Genomic DNA, 19,087 nt, shown 5'->3' with positions numbered 1-19,087 from the left:
GCGGCTTTTTCAGCGTGACCGGAACACGTCCGGCCAGCGATCAACACATTACGACAATTGCTGGATACCCGCCAGCACCCAGCCGCCATTGCCGGAGACAGGTTTGGACAGATTCCAGATTTCGTTGAACTGCGTTGGCGACGAAGCCGGATCTTCCTTGATGAACCCGAAGAATTTCACGCTGGCCAGATAGTCGTTGCCGACCGTTTCCACGCCCAGCATATCGGCATCCAGCGAGACCACGTCGGTATGATTGGCCGAGGCGCCGCGTTCCTGCAATTGCAGCTTCAGCTCGCCGAACATTTCCGGCGTGGTGAATTCGCGGATGTCGTTGGCGTCGCCCTTGTCCCAGGCTGCCTGCAGACGGATAAAGTAGGTTTTGGCATTGCGCACAAAACCAACCGTATCGAAGTCGGCAGGAATACCGTAAGACGATTGCTCCGCTGCCGCAGCGCCCATGCCGACGGCCGTAGCGCCGCTACCGAAAGAAGTGCCTTGCAGCGCCTTCGGCGGTTGTGCCGGTTCCAGCAGGGAACCGATAGCCGGCGTGGAACTGCCGGATTGATCGGCACCCGGCGCCGACGCATAGGCCGGACGCTCGTTGCTGTTGCCTTCCGATTTGCGGCGGAACATGCGGTAGATGAACATCGCAACGAACGCCAGCAAGGCCACCATCAGAATGGTGCTGATCATGCTGGCCATGGCGCCGCCGAGACCGAAGTGCGACAACAAAGCGCCCAGGCCCAGGCCCAGCAGCGCTCCGCCGAGGATGCCCTTCCAAGGACTAGGCTTGGGTGCAGCGGCAGCCGGCGCTGCGGCAGGCGCTGCAGGCTTGGCAGCTGCGGCCTGGTTCTGCTGCATCGGGCTTTGCGCCTGACGGCTGGCGCCCGACGACTGTTTGCCGAACGAGCCGCCGCCGCCGAGACGCTTGGCCTCGACGCTGCTTACGCCAATTGATAGGGTCATCGCAGCCACTATCAGCGCGACAAATACTTTTTTCATGCTATCTCCTGAGATGGAATGTGATGCGAAGGCGGTCGCATCGGCCGTAAAGCAATAAAAACCGGTAGTAAAACAACCCAGGTCAAGGCATCGGATCAGATGCGGCAGACGCAACGAACACAACGCGAAACAAGATGCAGAAGGCGCGTGCCGTCAGCTATCGCCGCACGAAGGACGAAAACCGGGGATTGCCGCGAACGGCAAGAAGGGGATCAGACCCGCGGCGGACGGCCGGCGGGAGGAAGGAAAGGCGGTTGGCGCACATCGTCGCTGCGCAGCGCCGGCGCCAAGGTAGCCGAGTCGACGATGAAAGCCAGTGTCGGATTGAGCACGGTTTCGTCGCCAATGCCGGCGTGATTGGAAAAGTCTTCGCTGTCCGCATACGACGTGTCGTCGTCGCGGTCGGCTTGATCCGATTGATCAAGCACAGCCTGCAAGTCGTCAGCCACCGTCTGGCCGCTGCCGGCGACTTCCGTCAATTGGCGCTGCATCTCCAGCTGCACTTCCAGCATCTGCTGCTGTTGCACCCGCAACTCCAGCGCCGCCGAGTCGATGCCGGTCTTGTACGTCAGCATCCCTGCAAATACTTGCATGGGCAGCAGACAGATCAACAAGAGGGCAAACAGACGTTTCATTGAGGTTTTGAGGCAATTAACTCGAAAATTATACCAAGAGTCAGGTCAGATGCGGGCATTACGCTGATTTATCAAGGGCTTAAGAAGAAAATAAGGCCGCCTTGCCATACCGCAAAACAAGCGTGATTATGCGTTGCAATAGACCCCGATTTAGTAGAATATGCAGAAAAATACTGCAATATTCCTATAAAACACGAGACAACGCCGCATACTCCTGCGGATCCAACCATGCGTATCCTGCTTGCAGAAGATGACAGTGTCCTGGCCGACGGTTTGACGCGCTCGCTGCGTCATTCGGGTTACGCGGCCGATTGCGTCAAGAATGGCGTGGAAGCCGATTCCGCCTTGTCCACGCAAGACTTCGATTTGCTGATCCTCGACCTGGGCTTGCCCAAGATGTCCGGACTGGAAGTGCTGCGCCGCCTGCGCGCGCGCAACTCGCGCTTGCCGGTGCTGATCCTGACCGCGGCCGACTCGGTCGAGCAGCGCGTGCAGGGCCTCGACCTGGGCGCCGACGATTACATGGCCAAACCGTTTGCGCTGTCCGAACTGGAAGCGCGCGTGCGCGCCCTGACCCGGCGCGGCGCCGGCGGCGGTCCGACGGTGATCAGGCATGGTTCGCTCAGTTACGACCAGGTCGGCCGCATTGCTTACATCGGCGAACAAATGCTCGATCTTTCTGCACGCGAACTGGGCTTGCTCGAAGTATTATTGCAGCGTACCGGGCGGCTGGTTTCCAAGGAACAGCTGGTGGATCATCTATGCGAATGGGGCGAGGAAGTCAGCAATAATGCGATCGAAGTCTATGTCCACCGTCTGCGCAAGAAAATCGAAGTCGGCGGCATCCGCATTGCGACGGTGCGCGGTCTCGGATATTGCCTGGAAAAATTGCCCGACTCCATCGCCGGCGCCGGCATCAGCGTTGCCAGCAGCGCCTGATACGGCGCGATCTTCTTTTCTGTTTCCCCATCCGTGCATCCCTGCCGCAGGTGAATCGCATGCCTGACGCACGCGACGCTGTCGGTGTTTCGTCACCGCCTCCCACCAAAGGCAAGCGCCGCGCCGCCATCGCCACCCAGCCGGAAGAGCGCATCCAGCGCTCGCTGTTCGGCGAAATCCTCGACTGGATGCTGGCGCCGCTGCTGCTGCTGTGGCCGATGAGCATCGCCATCACCTACCTGATCGCGCAATCGATCGCCAACCAGCCCTTCGACCGCGCGCTGGAAGACAGTGTCACGGTGCTGGCGCAGCAGGTTTCCGAAGTCAACGGTAAAACCGTGGCGCGCCTGCCGGTGTCGGCGCGCGACCTGCTGCGCGCCGACGACATCGACAATATCTATTTCCAGATCACCGGCCCGCGCGGCGAATTCGTCGAAGGCGATCGCGACATGCCGCAGCCGACCACCGAGGACGACAAGCTGACCATCGGCACGGTCTTGTTCCGCAACGACATCCTGCATGGCAACGACGTGCGCATTGCGTATACCCAGGTCGATTTGCGCCGCACCTCGGAACAGCGCGCCACCTCGTCCAAAGAGCCGCGCCTGGCCACGGTGCAAGTCGGCGAAACACTCGAAAAACGCGCCCAGCTCGCCAACGAAATCATCAAGGGCGTGATCCTGCCGCAATTCGTGATCCTGCCGGTGGCGCTGGCGCTGGTCTGGTTTGCCTTGTCGCGCGGCTTGTCGCCGCTGTCGGAATTGCAGCAACGCATCCGTGCGCGCCGCCCCGACGACCTGAGCCCGATCGACTCCGGCCAGGTGCCGGAAGAAATCTCGCCGCTGGTGCGTTCGCTCAACGACATGCTGGCGCGGCTGTCGCAAACCATCGCGCTGCAAAAACGCTTCATCGCCGACGCTGCGCATCAGATGAAAACGCCATTGGCCGGCATGCGCATGCAATCCGAACTGGCCCTGCGACAGACCGATCAGGCTGACGTGCATCGCTCGCTGGAGCAGCTTGCCAAGAGTTCGGAATCGGCCACGCGCCTGGTGAATCAATTGCTGTCGCTGGCGCGCGCAGAAAACCAGACGCCGGAAACCTCGCCGTTCCAACCCATCGAATTGTCGGAACTGGCGCGCACCGTGGTGCAGGACTGGGTGCCGATGTCGTTCTCGCAGCGCATCGATCTCGGCTTTGAACAACCGGGCCATCCGATCATGATCGCCGGCAACGCCATCATGTTGCGCGAGCTGCTCAGCAACCTGCTCGACAACGCCCTGCATTACACGCCGCCGCTGGGCAGCGTCACCGTGCGTGCGCGCGACGATGACGAGACCGGCCTGGCTTTCCTGGAAGTGGAAGACACCGGCCCCGGCATCGCGCCGGGAGAACGCAATCATGTATTCGAACGCTTCTATCGCATCCTCGGCACCCACGCCGCCGGCAGCGGGCTGGGGCTGGCCATCGTGCGCGAAATTGCGCAGCAGCACGACGCCACCGTGGAGATCCTCAACAACCCGCGCAGCCAGGACCCCAAGGCGCCGGGTTGCCTGTTCCGCGTGACGCTGCCGATGACGCCGCGCCAAATCTACATCGACGACATCGGCTGACATGACAGAAAAAAACTCCGCCCGCGACGCCGCTACGCCCCCGGCCACACCGATGACGCCGGCCGCATACTGGGACAAGACCCGGCGCCTGACACTGGCCCTGCTGGGCCTGTGGTTCGTGGTGACCTTCGTCGCCGTGTTCTTCGCCCGCCAGCTCGATCGCGTGATCCTGTTCGGCTGGCCTTTGTCGTTTTACATGGCGGCTCAGGGCATCATGCTGGTCTATCTCGCCATCGTCGTGGTCTACACCATCCGGATGCGCCGCGCCGAACGCCGGCTGCACCTGCACAGCGAGCAAATGCATGGAGACTAACAAGCAATTCTTCCGCCGCCTGAGCGGCTACTACGCGTGGTACACGGTCGGCTTCATCCTGTTCCTGCTGGTGCTGGCGGTGCTCGAGCACGAAGGCATGCCGCGCGCCTGGATCGGCTACCTGTTCATGTTCGTCACGATCGCGCTGTATGCCGGCATCGGCGTCGTCTGCCGCACCTCCGACGTGCCGGAATATTACGTCGCCGGACGGCGCGTGCCGGCGCTGTTCAACGGCATGGCGACCGCCGCCGACTGGATTTCGGCGGCGACCTTCATCAGCCTGGCCGGCGGCTTGTACCTGCAAGGCTTCGACGGCCTCGCTTACATCATGGGCTGGACCGGCGGCTATTGCCTGGTCGCCCTGTTGATCGCGCCTTACCTGCGCAAGTTCGGCCAATACACCATTGCTGATTTTTTGGCGGAGCGTTATTCCGGGCGCTACAGCGGCAACTTCGTACGCATCCTGGCGGTCATCGCGACGATCATCATTTCCTTCACCTACGTGGTGGCGCAGATTTATGGCGTCGGCCTGATCACATCGCGCTTCACCGGCATTGATTTTTCGATCGGCATCTTCCTCGGCCTGGCCAGCATCCTGGTGTGTTCTTTCCTCGGCGGCATGCGCGCGATCACCTGGACCCAGGTCGCGCAATACATCATCATCCTGTTCGCCTATCTGATACCGGTGATCTGGCTGTCGGCCAAGCACACCAGCGTGCCGGTGCCGCAAGTCGCATACGGCTCGGTGCTGCCCAAACTGAACGCGGCCGAAAAACGCATCGCCGCCGATCCCAAGGAAAAGGAAGTCAGCGCCATCTTCCAGGCGCGCGCCGACGACTTCGACAAAAAACTGAAGACCCTGCCGCGCTCCTGGGAGGACGGCCGCATCGATGCGCAACATCACATCGAAGAAGTCAAACGCAACAGCCACGCTTCGCTGGCCGAGATCAAGAGCGCCAGCCGCGCACTGACCGCGTATCCCAAAACGGCGGAAGAAGCCGAGCGCAAGTGGAACGACGCCAAAGCCTACAACCAGGCGCGCGCGCAGCCGCCGGTATCGCAAACCGAACCGTTCCCCGGCAAAGATGAAGAAGCATCGGAGATCAAACGCAACAACTTCCTGGCGCTGGTGTTTTGCCTGATGCTCGGCACCGCGGCGCTGCCGCATATCCTGATGCGTTACTACACCACGCCGACGGTGCACGAAGCGCGCAAGTCGGTGTTCTGGACCCTGTTCTTCATCATGCTGATCTACATCACGGTGCCGGCGCTGGCGATCCTGGTGAAGTACGACATCTACACTTCACTGGTCGGCAGCAACTATGCGCACCTGCCGGACTGGGTGTACTACTGGGCCAATATCGACAAGGTCAATCCGCTGGTCAGCATCACCGACCTCAATCACGACAATGTGGTGCAGCTCGGCGAGATCGCGCTGGACGGCGACATCATCGTGCTGGCCACGCCCGAGATCGCCGGCCTGCCCTACTTCATCTCCGGCCTGGTGGCGGCCGGCGGGCTGGCGGCGGCGCTGTCGACCGCGGATGGATTGCTGCTGACGATTTCGAATGCCTTGTCGCACGACGTGTATTACAAAGTCATCGACCCGACGGCCTCGTCGCAAAAGCGCGTGACCATTTCCAAGCTGTTGCTGCTGGTGGTTGCCCTGCTGGCCGCCTATGCAGCGTCGTTGAAACCGGGCGACATTCTGTCCATGGTCGGCGTGGCCTTTTCGCTGGCGGCATCGACCTTGTTCCCGGCGCTGGTGCTGGGCATCTTCTGGAAGCGCGCCAACCAGGCCGGCGCCGTTGCCGGCATCGTCGCCGGCTTTGTCATGTGCGTGTATTACATGCTGACCACGCACCCGGCCTTCGGCGGTCACGCGGCGAATCAGTGGTTCCACATTGCGCCGATCTCAGCCGGCATCTTCGGCGTGCCGGTCGGCATTGCCGCGCTGGTGATCGTCAGCTTGCTGACGCCGCCTCCCGATGAACGCACGCTGGCTTTAATCGACCATATCCGCACGCCCTGATTCAGCGCGCGAAAGGCAGTCCCGGCACTTCTTCTGCAGGCATGACGGTGACCGCCACTTGCATGGTTTGCGCGCCGCCGCCGATCAGCACGCCGCGCAGGGGGGAGATGTCGAGGAAGTCGCGCCCCCAGCCCAGCGTGACGTGGCTGATGTCGGGAAAGATGCCGTTGGTGGGATCGGCATCGATCCAGAAACCGGGCTGGCCGTCGCTGCCCGGACAATACACCGAGACCCAGGCGTGCGAGGCGTCGGCGCCGATCAGGCGTATCTGCCCCGGCGGCGGTTGCGTCAGCAGGTAGCCGCTGACGTAGCGCGCCGACAAGCCCAGCGAACGCAGGCAGGACAGCATGAAGTGCGCAAAGTCCTGGCACACGCCGCGCTGATTGACGAACACTTCCGTAACCGGCGTCGACACCGTGGTCGCTTCGGGATCGAAGGTGAATTCATTGAAGATGCGTCGCATCAGCGCGCCGACGCCTTCCAGCAGCGACAAACCCGGCGTGAAACATTCCAGCGCGTAGCGCGCGAATTCCAGCTTGATCCTGACGTGCGACGATTCAAACATGAAGCTGGAAGCTTCCAGCATGTCCGGCGGCAAATTGCGCTGGGCGTGATACGACAAGGTCTCTGCCACCTGCTCCCATGGCGGCGTAGATACCGGCAGCGTGCGCGATGAAATTTCCACCCAGGATTCGGCATACACCTCGAGGCTGCTGTGATCCTGATCGAGGGAAAACGACTGCAGCGCATTGCCGAAGCTGTCGGTGTACAGGTTGATCAGGTTGGTCGGTCCCGGCAGGATGTTGATGAAGTGCGAGGTGCAGGTCTGCCACGGCAGCGAACGCGGCGTCAGTCGCAGCACCTGGTGCGACAGGCGCACCGGCACGGCGTACTGGTAGTTGGTCTCGTGGACGATGTGATAGGTGGCGTCGCTCATGTTCGTGTCTCGTTCATACGCCCTGGCTGACCGGCGCGCTGAGCGGCGTGAAGAAATGCCGCGCCAGGTCGTCGGTGAGCGAGAAGCCCGCCGCCGTGGCTTCTCGCATCAACTGTATCAGGCGTTCGTTGGTTGCTTCGGCTGCGGCGGAGTCGCGCGCGAAATCGGGCAAGGCGAAGCTGTTCAACTGCTCGCTCAGGTGCGCGGGAATATTCATGCTCAGGATGCCCAGCTGTTGCGCAATGTCGGTCAGGTAATGCTGCAGCATGCGGAACTGATAGGCGATGCTATGCGGATTGCTGACGTCGAACACCAGCAGATGCAATACCTGCAGCCATTCCGGCGTGCGCCGGTAGCGCACGCGGTAGGTCACGATGCTGCTCGACGATTCCAGCAGCCAGGTCAGCGCCGCATTCTGGCGCGCCGGTTCGAGCTGCATGAACTGGTCGAACAGCGTCGCCAGATGCACCATGCGTTCGATATGGCGGCCGATCATCAGGAACTGCCAGCCTTCATCGCGCGTCATGTCGTCCAGCGCATGGCCGGCCAGGCCGGAACAGGCCTGGATGATGTTGTTGAGGACGTGCAGCATGGCGGTGGGCGAATTGATCTTGTCCTGCACCATTTGCGGCATGCGGTTGAGCGCGTGCCAGTTGTCCAGCGACAGATGCTCGCGCACCTGATAACCCGAGTGATGCAAGTGGCGCAAATGGGTGGCGATGCTGACGCTGGCGCTCGGGTCCGCGATCGCCGCCTGCAGGCTTTGCTGCAAGGCCGTGATGGTGGGATGCGCCTGCTCCGACTTCGGCATCAGGATGCCGAGGCGCAAGCCGATCTCGCTGACGCTGCGCAGGATGGTGCGGTTTTCATTCTGCGCTTCGGTCGTGCATTGCAGCGTGGTGCGCAACAGGCGCGTGAGGTTTTCCGTGCGTTCGGCGTAGCGCCCCATCCAGAACAGGTTTTCGCCGGCGTGCGAAGAAACATCGACGGTGGTGCGGATCAGCTCCGAGGTGCGCGACACCGGATCCGTCATGGCGCCCGGTCCGACCGCAACGCTGGTCTCGGCCGTGGCGGCGCCGACACCCGCGGCATCGTCGTCGACGGCTTTTTCGCTGAGCACCCAGACGTCCTTGCTGGTGCCGCCCTGCTGCATCGACACGACGTCGCGACGCTGGCGCGGCGCCACGCGCGTGAGGCCGCCCGGCATGACGTGGTAACCGCCTTCGCCGTCAGCCACCGCAAAGACGCGCAAGCTGACGGTGCGGTTCATCAGACGGTATTCGCCGCTGCGCGACAGCACCGGCGCCTGCGACAGGCGCACCCATTCCTGCGCGACATAGGCATGCGGCTGCAACTGCAGGCTCTCCACCAGACGGCGGCGCGCCTGCGCATTCAATGTGTGGCCGAACACCGGCTGCATGCGCATCGACGGAAAGGCCGGCATGATCACCAGCTCTTCCAGATGCGCCAGCGTATATTCCAGCGCCGGCTTTTCGCCGCACCACCAGGATGCGACAGCCGGCAACGCCAGTTCTTCGCCCAGCAGGCGCTGGCAAATCGCCGGCAGGAAGCCGTGCAAGGCCGTCGACTCCAGCACGCCGCTGCCGAGCGCATTGGCGATCAGCACGTTGCCGGAACGCGCCGCCTGCGTCAGGCCGGGAATCCCCAGCGCCGAGTCGGAACGCAACTCCAGCGGATCGCAATAATCATCGTCCAGACGGCGCATGATCGCGTGCACGCGGCGCAGGCCGGTCAGTGTTTTCAGGTAGACCATGTCGCCGCGCACAGTGAGGTCCACGCCTTCGACCAGCGGGAAACCCAGCGTATGCGCCAGGAAGGCGTGCTCGGAATAGGTTTCGTTGTACGGCCCCGGCGTCAGCAGCACCACCAGCGGCGGCTCGCCGGAAGTCGGCGCCAACCGCGTGAGGCATTGATGCAGTGCGTGGAAATAGTTGAGCAAGGGTTGCACGTGCATGTCGCGCAGGGCTTCGGGCAAGGCGCGCATCATGATCTGGCGATTCTGCAAGGCATAGCCGGAACCGGACGGCCCTTGCGTACGATCGGCGATCACCCACCACTTGCCGTCCGCAGAGCGGGCCAGGTCGATCGCATACAAATGCAGATGCACGCCGCCCGGCGGGCGCACGTCGCGGCACGGCCACAGGTAGCCGTGCTGGCCGAACACCAGCGCCGGCGGCAGCAAACCTTCGGACAGCAATTGCTGTTCGCCATACAGATCAGCGAGGACGCCGTTGAGCAGGCGTGCACGCTGCGCGACGGCGCCCGACAGCTTTTGCCACTCATCAGCGGCAACGATCTGCGGCAGCAGGTCCAGCTCCCACGGACGATTCACGCCTTGCGGGTCGGCGTAGACGTTGTACGTCATGCCGTCGGAGGCAATCGCATCGCGCACTTCGTCGGCGCGACGGCGCATCATCTCGGGAGAAAGATTCTCCAGCTGATCGATCAGCGTGCGCCAGTGTGGGCGCAAACCGCCGTCGGCAGCCAGCATCTCGTCATAACGATCGGCGTCGGCAGTGTAGCTTTGCAGGAGGCGCTGATACATAGAATTTTTGGGGCGCAACCGCCGCCGTCATGCAATGAAGCAATGACGGACGGCGGCGGCTTAACAGGGTGCGTTAGAAATGTCTCAAGTCTAACGTAAATGGGAACTCGATTGACGGTCTTGCAGAGGTAACTTCCATCTTTCCCGGTGTGTGATTGAGACGGAAATAACGCGTCAGGCGACGACTTTCCGCTTCGAAGGCATTGACCGGGAAGGTTTCGTAACTGCGTCCGCCCGGATGCACCACGTGGTACTGGCAACCGCCCAGGCTGCGGCCGTTCCAGGTATCCACCAGATCGAAGGTCAGCGGCGAATCGATGCCGATGGTCGGATGCAAGGCCGACGGCGGCTGCCAGGCGCGGTAACGCACGCCGGTGACGAATTCGCCGACCACGCCGGTCGGCTGCAAAGGCACGGCAACGCCGTTGCAGGTGAGCACATAACGGTCCTTCGCCATGCCGCTGACCTTGACCTGCAGCCGTTCCAGCGAAGAATCGACGTAGCGCGCGGTGCCCGACGAACTGCCCTCTTCGCCCAGCACATGCCAAGGTTCCAGCGCGGTGCGCAATTCCAGCGCCATACCCTTGACCGCAAAGTCGCCGATCTTGGGGAAACGGAACTCGAAGTGCGGTGCGAACCACTCGGCCTGCATCGGATAACCGGCTTCCTGCATGTCGTCCATGATGTCGTTGAAATCCTGCCAGATGAAATGCGGCAACAGGAAACGATCGTGCAGTTCCGTGCCCCAGCGCACCAGGCGTTGCGGCTTGTACGGCGTCTTCCAGAAACGCGCCACCAGTGCGCGCAGCAGCAATTGCTGCGTCAGGCTCATGCGCGCATGCGGCGGCATTTCAAAGGCGCGCAGTTCCAGCAGGCCGAGACGGCCGGTGGCGCTGTCGGGCGAATACAGTTTGTCGATGCAGAATTCGGCGCGATGCGTGTTGCCGGTGACGTCGATCAGCAGATTGCGCAGCAGGCGATCGACCAGCCACGGCGGGCAACCGCCCTTGGCGATCTGGTTTTCCATCTCGGCAAAGGCCAGCTCGATTTCCACGGTGGAATCGTTGCGCGCCTCATCGATGCGCGGCGCCTGCGAAGTCGGGCCGATGAACATGCCCGAGAACAAATACGACAGCGACGGATGGTTATGCCAGTAGCTGATCAGGCTGCGCAGCAAATCCGGACGGCGCAGGAACGGCGAATCGCCGGTGGTTGCACCACCCATCACCATATGATTGCCGCCGCCGGTGCCGGAGTGATGCCCGTCGAGCATGAACTTTTCGGTAGTCAGACGCGACTCGCGGCCGGCTTCGTACAGGTGGGTCGTCTGGTCGACCAGCTCGGTCCAGTTGGAGGCCGGCTGGATGTTGACTTCAATCACCCCCGGATCCGGCGTGACGCTGAACTTGCGCACGCGCGGGTCGTGCGGCGGCTCGTAACCTTCCATCAGCACCGGCTGCTTGAGTTCTTCGGCGGTCGCTTCGATCGCCGCGACCAGTTCCAGATAGCTTTCCATCTTGGCCAGCGGCGGCATGAACAGATACAGCACGCCGTTGCGCACTTCAGCGCACAAGGCGGTGCGCGTGATCCAGTCAGCCGATTCGAAGGCGCCCGGGACGCCGCCGGCGGCGCCGGTACGCGCACCATTGCCTTTGCCGTTACCGGTGGTCGCTGCGCCGCGCTGCGTGGCGTAGTAATCCTGCAAGAAGGCGACCGAAGTCGCGCCGGTCAGCGAAGGACGCTTGGCGTATTGCAGGCGGATTTCAGACGCTTGCGGCAGCGACTGGAATTGTTGCGACGGATCTTCCGGATACACATACGGATAGTCGGTGGAAGTGACCCAAGGCTGCGAATCCAGCGGCAAACGATAACCCAGCGGCGAATCGCCCGGATACAGGTAGCAACGCTCGCTGCGCAGGAACCAGTCGCCGGTCTGCCAGCCGCTTTCGTCGGGACGGCGCGCCACCGGCAAGACGTGGCCGGCGACTTTGTCGAGACCTTGCGAGAACACGCGCAGCAGGCGCGCGCGTTCCTGCTTGTCTTCCAGTTTGGAATCGAAAGGATCGACGTTGCCCGGCAGGCGGCGTTCGCGCCACATGTAGTAGAACACGTCTTCGTAGGCCGAAAACACGTGCTTGCCGTCCAGCGACAGGCGCGCCGCAACGCCTTTGAGGAAGCGCTCGGTGATGTCGTCGTCGGTGACGTTGGGCTTGGTTTCGTCGCCGATCAGGTCGCGGTTGTTCCAGATCGGCTGGCCGTCGCGGCGCCAGTAGCAGTTGAGCGCCCAGCGCGGCAGCTGCTCGCCCGGATACCACTTGCCCTGGCCGAAATGCGGCAAGCCTTTGATCGCGTATTTCTCGCGCATGCGGTGGTAGAGATCGGCCGCGAGCGGCTTCTTGGTCTCGCCCAGCGCCGCGGTATTCCACTCCGGTTCGTCCGGATAATCGAGCGCCACGAAGGTCGGCTCGCCGCCCATGGTCAGGCGCACGTCAAGCGCATCCAGATCGTCGTCGATGGCATGGCCGAGTTCTTCGATTTCGCCCCATTGCGCTTCGGTATAGGGCTTGGTGACGCGCGGCGCTTCCCAGAAGCGCGACACGCTCATGGAGTGCTCGAATTCCACTTCGCAAGGATCGACCATGCCGCTGACCGGCGCCGCCGACGACGGCTCGGGCGTGCACGACAGCGGGATGTGACCTTCGCCGGCGAACAGGCCGGACGTCGGATCGAGGCCGACCCAGCCGGCGCCCGGCAGGTAGACTTCGCACCAGGCATGCAGATCGGTGAAATCGGCTTCCGGGCCCGAAGGGCCGTCGAGCGATTTCTGATCGGCGGTGAGCTGAATCAGATAGCCGGAAACGAAGCGCGACGCCAGGCCGAGATGGCGCAGCAATTGCACCAGCAGCCAGGACGAATCGCGGCACGAGCCCGATCCGATGGTGAGCGTCTCTTCCGGCGTCTGCACGCCCGGCTCCATGCGGATGGTGTAGTCGACGAGATCGGCCAGTTTTTGATTCAAACCCACCAGGAAATCGGCGCTGCGCACCTTTTCACGCGGAATGCTGTCGAGCAGTTTCTGGAACAGCGGTGTCAGCGGCAGCGTCTTGCGATACGGCGACAGCTCGTTTTGCAGTTCCTTGGCGTATTCGAAAGGAATCTGCTCGGCATACGGTTCAAGGAAGAAGTCGAACGGATTGATGACCGACATTTCGGCCACGAGGTCGACTTCGATGCGGAATTCTTCGGTTTTTTCCGGAAAGACCAGGCGCGCCATGTAGTTGGCTTGCGGATCCTGCTGCCAGTTGACGAAATGCGGTTCCGGCAGGATGCGCAGGGAATAGCTCAGGATGCGGGTGCGGCAATGCGGGGCCGGCCGCAAGCGGACGATTTGAGGTCCAAGATTGATAGCACGGTCATAACGGTACGACGTGACATGGTTCAGCGCCACATGAATTGACATGAAGATCCTTTACAACAAACAAGTTGAGCTGATGGATACGGTAGTGCCGGGCGTCGATGAACGACAGATGATCCGACTGCAAGCTATCTGCTATCTGATCACCTGTGGTGCATATTAATGAAATCCCTCATGCGTGGGTAGATTTCATTTTCCCAGCGGCGTCCGTTGAACACGCCGTAGTGGCCGACCGCTGTTTGCACATGGTGCAAACGCATATAGGGGCGAATGCTGCTGCACATATCTTGTGCAGCGACGGTCTGGCCGACGGCGCAGATGTCGTCTTTTTCACCTTCTACCGTGAATAATGCGGTGCGCCGGATCGCTTTGAGATTGACCGGACGGCCTTTGTATTGCAACAGGCCGAGCGGCAGCGCGTGCTCCTGGAACACGATGCGCACCGTTTCCAGATAAAACTCCGCCGGCAGGTCCGACATGGCGAAGTATTCTTCATAAAAAACTTTGATTGCTTCGGCTTTTTCGCTCTCTCCCTCGATGAGATAGTTGTACAGATTCCGGAACGCGTCGACGTGGCGATTCATGTTCATGTTCATGAACGCCGCCAGTTGCATGAAACCGGGATACACGCGCCGGCCGCCGCCGGGATGGCGCGCCGGCACCGTGCTGACCAGATTCTTTTCGAACCATTCGATGGGCTTGCTCTTTGCCAGTTCGTTGACTGTGGTCGGATTGACGCGGGTATCGAGCGGGCCGGCCATGAGCGTCATGGTGCGCGGCTGGGCGGCGTCGTTGTCTTCCGCCATCACGGCCACCGCGGTGATGGCCGCCACGGTCGGCTGGCAGACCGCGACGATATGCGCGCCGGGACCGATGGTTTGCAGGAAATGCACCAGATGGGAGACGTATTCATCGAGGCCGAAACGGCCATGCTCCAGCGAGATGTCGCGGGCGTTGTGCCAGTCGGTAATGTAGACGTCGTGATCGCGCAACAGAGTTTTGACAGTGCCGCGCAGCAAGGTGGCGAAGTGGCCGGACATCGGCGCCACCAGCAAGACGGCAGGCTGCTCGGCGGCGGTTTCCTTGCGGAAGCGCAACAAAGTGCAGAACGGCGTCTGATCGACGACCTGCTCCTGCACCGCAACGGTGCGACCGCCGTCTTCCACGCTGTCGATATCGAAGGGTGGACGTACATGCGTAAGTTGCGTACGGGCAAATACTTCGTAAGCGGCAGACATTTTTCGCAGCGTCAGGCTGGACGGAAAGCCCGGCCAGCTATGCCCCAGAAACGGTGCGGCTGCGCGCGCCGAGGCCCGCAGCGGATCGGTGGCGTCGGCGTATTGCTGATATGCCTGGTAAATATTTGTCATAGAACTGATTCCCTCTGTTCTCACCAGTCCTGCAATCGATGCAATATGCATGCCACTGACCTTCGATGCGGTATGCCTGCGCGCTTTCTGATGCGAGTCGCTGGCACGCCCTTTGCAAGTACCACCAATGCAACACCAGGAAACATCGACGCGTCCACGCAAACTGCGCGTCAGGAGATCGACGCGCCAAAGTCAGATGTACACATACACATAAAGGACTGACATGCCTAAAACGACTTTGCGCATCACCAGCAAGAACTATTCTTCGTGGTCCATGCGTGGCTGGCTGCTCGCCAAATTTGCCGGGCTGCCGTTTCAGGAAGACATCGTCTCGCCCGACGATCCGGATGCACGTGCCGAAATACTGCTGCTGTCCTCATCCATTCTCGTTCCCAGCCTGAAACATGGCGACATCTTCGTCTGGGATACGCTGGCCATCGCCGAATACCTCAACGAAATCCGCCCCGCCGCCAAGCTGCTGCCGGCCGACCAGGCAGCGCGCGCGCATTGCCGCGCGATCTGCGGCGAAATGCATTCCGGCTTCAGCGCCCTGCGTTCGGCGTTGCCGATGAACCTCAAGGCACACTTCCCCAATTTCAAAGTCTGGTCGCGCGCGCAGGCCGACATCCAGCGCATCACGACCATCTGGAAAGAATGCCTGGCCAAGTACGGCGGCCCTTACCTGTTCGGTGAACGCACCATGGCCGACGCCATGTATGCGCCGGTGATCACCCGCTTCATCACCTACGACGTCGCGCTCGAACCGATCTGCGCCGCTTACAGCAAGCGGATCATGGCCATGCCGGAAATGAAAGAATGGATTGCAGCCGCGCAGAAAGAGCCGGAAGATATCGATGAACTGGATGTGGAGTTTTAAACACCTGCAGCCGTCTGCACAGCGGCAGGCGGTGTGCGCTGGAAGTTGATTTTTTACACAAAGCCTCGCCGGGAAGAACAAGAGGAGACAGCACCAGCAACGTCATTCTCAATCGCGTGAAATGCGGGACGCCGCAGAAAGGATCAGTGTGATGAATACGATAACCGAAACCAATCCGACAGCCTTGAATGTGTTCTCCCATGTCAGCGAGGGCGATACGCCGTTTGAATCGGGCGGCCTGCGCGACTTCTTCCTGTACCGGGACCTGGGCATTGCCGCCGCCACCGGCGGCCAGGTGATCGCCCAGCTGGTCAAAGCCAACATGGCGCCGGAGGCCGGCACCGGCTGGCACCGGCATGAAGCCAACTTCCACATCGTCATCATGCTCAAGGGCTGGGCGCGCTTCATGTACGAGGATCAGGTCACGCTGGTGAAGACCGGCGACTGCGTACACCAGCGACCGGGCATCGTGCACTTCCTGTTCGATTATTCACCGGACATGGAATACCTGGAAATCGTCAGCCCGGCTGATTTCACCACCATCGACATGCCTGCGCCCTGCGACGTTCCTGCTCCGACGCCGTGGGCATGAACCAATTTTTGCGCTGAAAGGAAACTGCATTTTCAACACTCCCATTCCCGTCAGGACGGCCATCGCTGGTGCGAATCCGGGCCGGGACGTCGCGCAATTTTCGCTGTCCAAAAGCAGAAATGGCGTGATAGTCTTAGTCTACGTTCACCAGCGATGAGGATGCCGGCCAATACGATTCTACAAATAATATTCGCTTGATCAGAAGCCCCAAAATCCCCCAGCATCAGCACCAGAAAACGAAGCAAATTTATGGCAAATTTTTTCGATGAGATGTATTCCGATGGAGCCGTTTCCGTACGCAAGCACTATGATGAATTTGCGGCATGGCTCTCCGCACAATCCGCTGAAACCATTGTTCGCAAACGCGCCGAATCCGACCTGATCTTCCGCCGCGTCGGCATTACCTTCGCGGTCTACGGCAACGATGCAGGTACGGAAAGGCTGATCCCCTTCGACATTATTCCGCGCATCATTCACGCCGCGGAATGGACCAAGCTGGAAGCCGGCCTGGTGCAGCGCGTCAAAGCGCTGAACATGTTCATCCACGATATCTATCACGGTCAAAAAATCATCAAGGCGGGCGTCATTCCCGCCGAGCAGATTTTGAAGAACGCGCAATACCGTCCTGAAATGCAGGACGTGGATGTCGCCTCCGACATCTACGCCCACATTGCCGGCGTCGACATCGTGCGCGCCGGCGAAGGCGAGTTCTACGTACTGGAAGACAACCTGCGCGTGCCGTCGGGCGTGTCCTACATGCTGGAAAACCGCAAGATGATGATGCGGCTGTTCCCTGAACTGTTCACGCGCCACAAGATTGCGCCGGTCGATCATTATCCCGACATGCTGCTCGACAATCTGCGCTCGGTCGCGCCGGTCGGCGTGGTCGACCCGACCGTGGTGGTGATGACGCCGGGCATGTACAACTCGGCGTATTTCGAACACGCTTTCCTGGCGCAGCAAATGGGTGTCGAACTGGTCGAAGGACAGGACTTGTTCGTCAAGGACAATACGGTCTACATGCGCACCACGCGCGGTCCGAAACGCGTCGACGTGATCTATCGCCGCATCGACGACGACTATCTCGACCCGCTGGCGTTCCGTGCCGATTCGTCGCTGGGCGTGCCGGGCCTGCTGTCGGCCTATCGCGCCGGCAAGGTCACGCTGACCAATGCCATCGGCACCGGCGTGGCCGACGACAAATCGATTTATCCCTACGTGCCGGACATGATCAAGTTTTACCTGTCCGAAGAACCCATCCTCAACAACGTCCCGACCTATCAGTGCCGCAAGAAGGAAGATCTTTCCTACACGCTGGCCAACCTGGAAAAGCTGGTCGTCAAGGAAGTCCACGGCGCCGGCGGCTACGGCATGCTGGTCGGTCCCGCATCGACCAAGCAGGAAATCGAAGATTTCCGCCAGCGCGTGATCGCCAAGCCGGACGGCTACATCGCCCAGCCGACGCTGGCCTTGTCGGTGTGCCCGACCTATGTCGAATCCGGCATCGCACCGCGCCATCTCGACTTGCGCCCCTTCGTGCTGTCGGGCAAGACCGTTTCGATGGTCAAGGGCGGCCTGACGCGCGTGGCGCTCAAAGAAGGCTCGCTGGTGGTGAATTCGTCGCAAGGCGGCGGCACCAAGGACACCTGGATTCTGGAGAAATAAAACATGTTGAGCCGCACCGCTGACCACCTCTTCTGGATGGCGCGCTACACCGAACGCGCCGAAAACACCGCACGCATGCTGGACGTGCACGTACAAACCGCCCTGCTGCCGCAATCGATCGACGACGCCGAACAAGGCTGGCGCGCCGTGCTCGGCATTTCCGAGCTGCTGTACGGCTATAACCAGAAGTACGACACGCTGACGCAAAAAGACGTCATCAACTTCATGGTGCGCGATCCGAGCAATCCATCGTCGATCGCTTCCTGCCTCAAGCAGGCGCGCGAAAACGCACGCGCCGTGCGCGGCGCACTGACCACCGAAGCATGGGAGATTCAGAACGCCACCTGGATCAAGATGCAGGGCTACCTGAAGACGGACGCGCTGGAGCAAAATCCGAGCGACTTCTTCGAGTGGGTCAAGCATCGCTCCCACCTGTCGCGCGGCGTGACCATCGGCACCATGCTGAAAGACGAAGCATTCCACTTCATCCGCCTCGGCACTTTCCTCGAACGCGCCGATAACACGGCCCGCATCATCGACGTCAAATTCCATGGCGCCAAGGAAGCGACCGGCAAGCAAAGCCAGCAGCAATCGCAGTTGAGTCAAAGCCTGCTGACCAAGGAAGCCAAAGGCCAGGACAATCAGATCGACTTCTATTACTGGGCGGCGATCCTGCGCTCGGTGTCCGGCTTCGAGATTTACCGCAAGGTCTATCGCGACGTCATCACGCCGGAACGCGTTGCCGAATTGCTGATCCTGCGCGCCGACATGCCGCGCTCGCTGGCGGCCTGCATGGATCAGGTGCTGAGCAACCTGAAGCACGTGCACAACGATGTTTCCGCAGACACGGAACGCTTCGCCGGCAAGCTGCACGCCGATCTGAAGTTCAGCCGCATCGAAGAAGTTCTCGACGCCGGCCTGCACGATTACCTGACCGTGTTTCTGGAACGCATCTTTGAGCTGGGAAATCGCATCAGCAAAGACTTTCTTGTTCCTTTGGCAGCATAATTTTTATTATTCTGCCAAGCCGACACTTAAGAATTATCAGAAATTTGCCGATAATGTGTCAGGCTCACGACATTTAGGCCCCGCCCATGCTCAGCGTCGGCGGGGCTTCCTGTAAAATTCGGC

14 protein-coding genes are annotated in these 19,087 nt (G+C 61.1%); 8 read left to right on the top strand and 6 right to left on the bottom strand.

Annotation, left to right across the window (positions count from 1 at the left end; genetic code table 11):
• Window positions 1-48: 48 nt before the first annotated feature.
• Window positions 49-1,002: a Tim44 domain-containing protein gene (locus tag AKL25_RS09420; RefSeq protein WP_050477395.1), complete on the bottom strand. Its 954-nt coding sequence runs from the start codon at window positions 1,000-1,002 to the stop codon at window positions 49-51.
• Window positions 1,003-1,214: 212 nt separating this feature from the next.
• Window positions 1,215-1,637 (bottom strand): hypothetical protein, encoded by a 423-nt coding sequence (locus AKL25_RS09415; RefSeq protein WP_050477394.1) that lies wholly within the window; start codon window positions 1,635-1,637, stop codon window positions 1,215-1,217.
• A gap of 228 nt (window positions 1,638-1,865) precedes the next feature.
• Between AKL25_RS09415 and AKL25_RS09410 the strand changes: the two genes are divergently transcribed.
• The 4 genes from AKL25_RS09410 to AKL25_RS09395 are packed head-to-tail and all read left to right on the top strand — an operon-like array spanning window position 1,866 to window position 6,534.
• Window positions 1,866-2,576, top strand: coding sequence for a response regulator (locus AKL25_RS09410; RefSeq protein WP_050477393.1), 711 nt, complete (start codon window positions 1,866-1,868; stop codon window positions 2,574-2,576).
• A 59-nt stretch (window positions 2,577-2,635) separates the two neighbouring features.
• Window positions 2,636-4,189, top strand: a complete 1,554-nt coding sequence (locus AKL25_RS09405) for a sensor histidine kinase (protein WP_050477392.1) — start codon at window positions 2,636-2,638, stop codon at window positions 4,187-4,189.
• Between the two features lies 1 nt (window position 4,190).
• On the top strand, window positions 4,191-4,502 hold the full coding sequence (locus tag AKL25_RS09400) for a DUF4212 domain-containing protein (RefSeq protein ID WP_050477391.1): 312 nt from the start codon (window positions 4,191-4,193) through the stop codon (window positions 4,500-4,502).
• On the top strand, window positions 4,492-6,534 hold the full coding sequence (locus AKL25_RS09395; protein WP_050477390.1) for a sodium:solute symporter family protein: 2,043 nt from the start codon (window positions 4,492-4,494) through the stop codon (window positions 6,532-6,534). The genes AKL25_RS09400 and AKL25_RS09395 overlap by 11 nt, the downstream gene beginning before the upstream one ends.
• 1 nt (window position 6,535) lies before the next feature.
• On the opposite strand, the gene AKL25_RS09390 is transcribed toward AKL25_RS09395, so the two are convergent.
• The 4 genes from AKL25_RS09390 to AKL25_RS09375 all read right to left on the bottom strand — a co-directional run bounded on the left by AKL25_RS09390 (window position 6,536) and on the right by AKL25_RS09375 (window position 14,822).
• A complete protein-coding gene (locus AKL25_RS09390; RefSeq protein ID WP_050477389.1) occupies window positions 6,536-7,471 on the bottom strand; it encodes a transglutaminase family protein in 936 nt (311 codons plus the stop codon).
• 13 nt (window positions 7,472-7,484) lie between these two features.
• Window positions 7,485-10,037 carry a circularly permuted type 2 ATP-grasp protein gene (locus AKL25_RS09385; RefSeq protein WP_050477388.1) on the bottom strand — a complete coding sequence of 851 codons (2,553 nt, stop codon included), beginning with the start codon at window positions 10,035-10,037 and terminating at the stop codon, window positions 7,485-7,487.
• A gap of 73 nt (window positions 10,038-10,110) precedes the next feature.
• Complete coding sequence (locus tag AKL25_RS09380) at window positions 10,111-13,497, bottom strand: transglutaminase family protein (protein WP_050477387.1); 3,387 nt, start codon at window positions 13,495-13,497, stop codon at window positions 10,111-10,113.
• A gap of 98 nt (window positions 13,498-13,595) precedes the next feature.
• Window positions 13,596-14,822, bottom strand: coding sequence for a polyhydroxyalkanoate depolymerase (locus AKL25_RS09375; protein WP_050477386.1), 1,227 nt, complete (start codon window positions 14,820-14,822; stop codon window positions 13,596-13,598).
• Window positions 14,823-15,045: 223 nt separating this feature from the next.
• Here AKL25_RS09375 and AKL25_RS09370 point away from each other — a divergent pair, with 223 nt between their 5' ends.
• From AKL25_RS09370 to AKL25_RS09355, 4 genes are all read left to right on the top strand, one after another.
• Entirely contained in the window at window positions 15,046-15,699 is a 654-nt protein-coding gene (locus AKL25_RS09370) for a glutathione S-transferase family protein (protein ID WP_050477385.1), read from the top strand.
• A 151-nt stretch (window positions 15,700-15,850) separates the two neighbouring features.
• Window positions 15,851-16,291, top strand: coding sequence for a cupin domain-containing protein (locus AKL25_RS09365; protein WP_050477384.1), 441 nt, complete (start codon window positions 15,851-15,853; stop codon window positions 16,289-16,291).
• 249 nt (window positions 16,292-16,540) lie between these two features.
• Window positions 16,541-17,956, top strand: a complete 1,416-nt coding sequence (locus AKL25_RS09360; RefSeq protein WP_050477383.1) for a circularly permuted type 2 ATP-grasp protein — start codon at window positions 16,541-16,543, stop codon at window positions 17,954-17,956.
• Window positions 17,957-17,959: 3 nt separating this feature from the next.
• Window positions 17,960-18,964, top strand: a complete 1,005-nt coding sequence (locus AKL25_RS09355; RefSeq protein ID WP_050477382.1) for an alpha-E domain-containing protein — start codon at window positions 17,960-17,962, stop codon at window positions 18,962-18,964.
• Window positions 18,965-19,087: the final 123 nt, after the last annotated feature.

The sequence above is a fragment of the Herbaspirillum rhizosphaerae genome, assembly GCF_001189965.1.
Classification (GTDB): Bacteria; Pseudomonadota; Gammaproteobacteria; order Burkholderiales; family Burkholderiaceae_D; genus Herbaspirillum; species Herbaspirillum rhizosphaerae.
The sequence above is the reverse complement of the archived record's forward strand: the minus strand, read 5'-3'. Positions and strand labels throughout refer to the sequence as shown.

What these genes read in the sequence shown, in the direction of transcription:
- AKL25_RS09420 (WP_050477395.1), bottom strand. Translation starts at nt 1,002, where the DNA reads ATGAAAAAAGTATTTGTCGCGCTGATAGTGGCTGCGATGACCCTATCA.
- AKL25_RS09415 (WP_050477394.1), bottom strand. Translation starts at nt 1,637, where the DNA reads ATGAAACGTCTGTTTGCCCTCTTGTTGATCTGTCTGCTGCCCATGCAA.
- AKL25_RS09410 (WP_050477393.1), top strand. Translation starts at nt 1,866, where the DNA reads ATGCGTATCCTGCTTGCAGAAGATGACAGTGTCCTGGCCGACGGTTTG.
- AKL25_RS09405 (WP_050477392.1), top strand. Translation starts at nt 2,636, where the DNA reads ATGCCTGACGCACGCGACGCTGTCGGTGTTTCGTCACCGCCTCCCACC.
- AKL25_RS09400 (WP_050477391.1), top strand. Translation starts at nt 4,191, where the DNA reads ATGACAGAAAAAAACTCCGCCCGCGACGCCGCTACGCCCCCGGCCACA.
- AKL25_RS09395 (WP_050477390.1), top strand. Translation starts at nt 4,492, where the DNA reads ATGGAGACTAACAAGCAATTCTTCCGCCGCCTGAGCGGCTACTACGCG.
- AKL25_RS09390 (WP_050477389.1), bottom strand. Translation starts at nt 7,471, where the DNA reads ATGAGCGACGCCACCTATCACATCGTCCACGAGACCAACTACCAGTAC.
- AKL25_RS09385 (WP_050477388.1), bottom strand. Translation starts at nt 10,037, where the DNA reads ATGTATCAGCGCCTCCTGCAAAGCTACACTGCCGACGCCGATCGTTAT.
- AKL25_RS09380 (WP_050477387.1), bottom strand. Translation starts at nt 13,497, where the DNA reads ATGTCAATTCATGTGGCGCTGAACCATGTCACGTCGTACCGTTATGAC.
- AKL25_RS09375 (WP_050477386.1), bottom strand. Translation starts at nt 14,822, where the DNA reads ATGACAAATATTTACCAGGCATATCAGCAATACGCCGACGCCACCGAT.
- AKL25_RS09370 (WP_050477385.1), top strand. Translation starts at nt 15,046, where the DNA reads ATGCCTAAAACGACTTTGCGCATCACCAGCAAGAACTATTCTTCGTGG.
- AKL25_RS09365 (WP_050477384.1), top strand. Translation starts at nt 15,851, where the DNA reads ATGAATACGATAACCGAAACCAATCCGACAGCCTTGAATGTGTTCTCC.
- AKL25_RS09360 (WP_050477383.1), top strand. Translation starts at nt 16,541, where the DNA reads ATGGCAAATTTTTTCGATGAGATGTATTCCGATGGAGCCGTTTCCGTA.
- AKL25_RS09355 (WP_050477382.1), top strand. Translation starts at nt 17,960, where the DNA reads ATGTTGAGCCGCACCGCTGACCACCTCTTCTGGATGGCGCGCTACACC.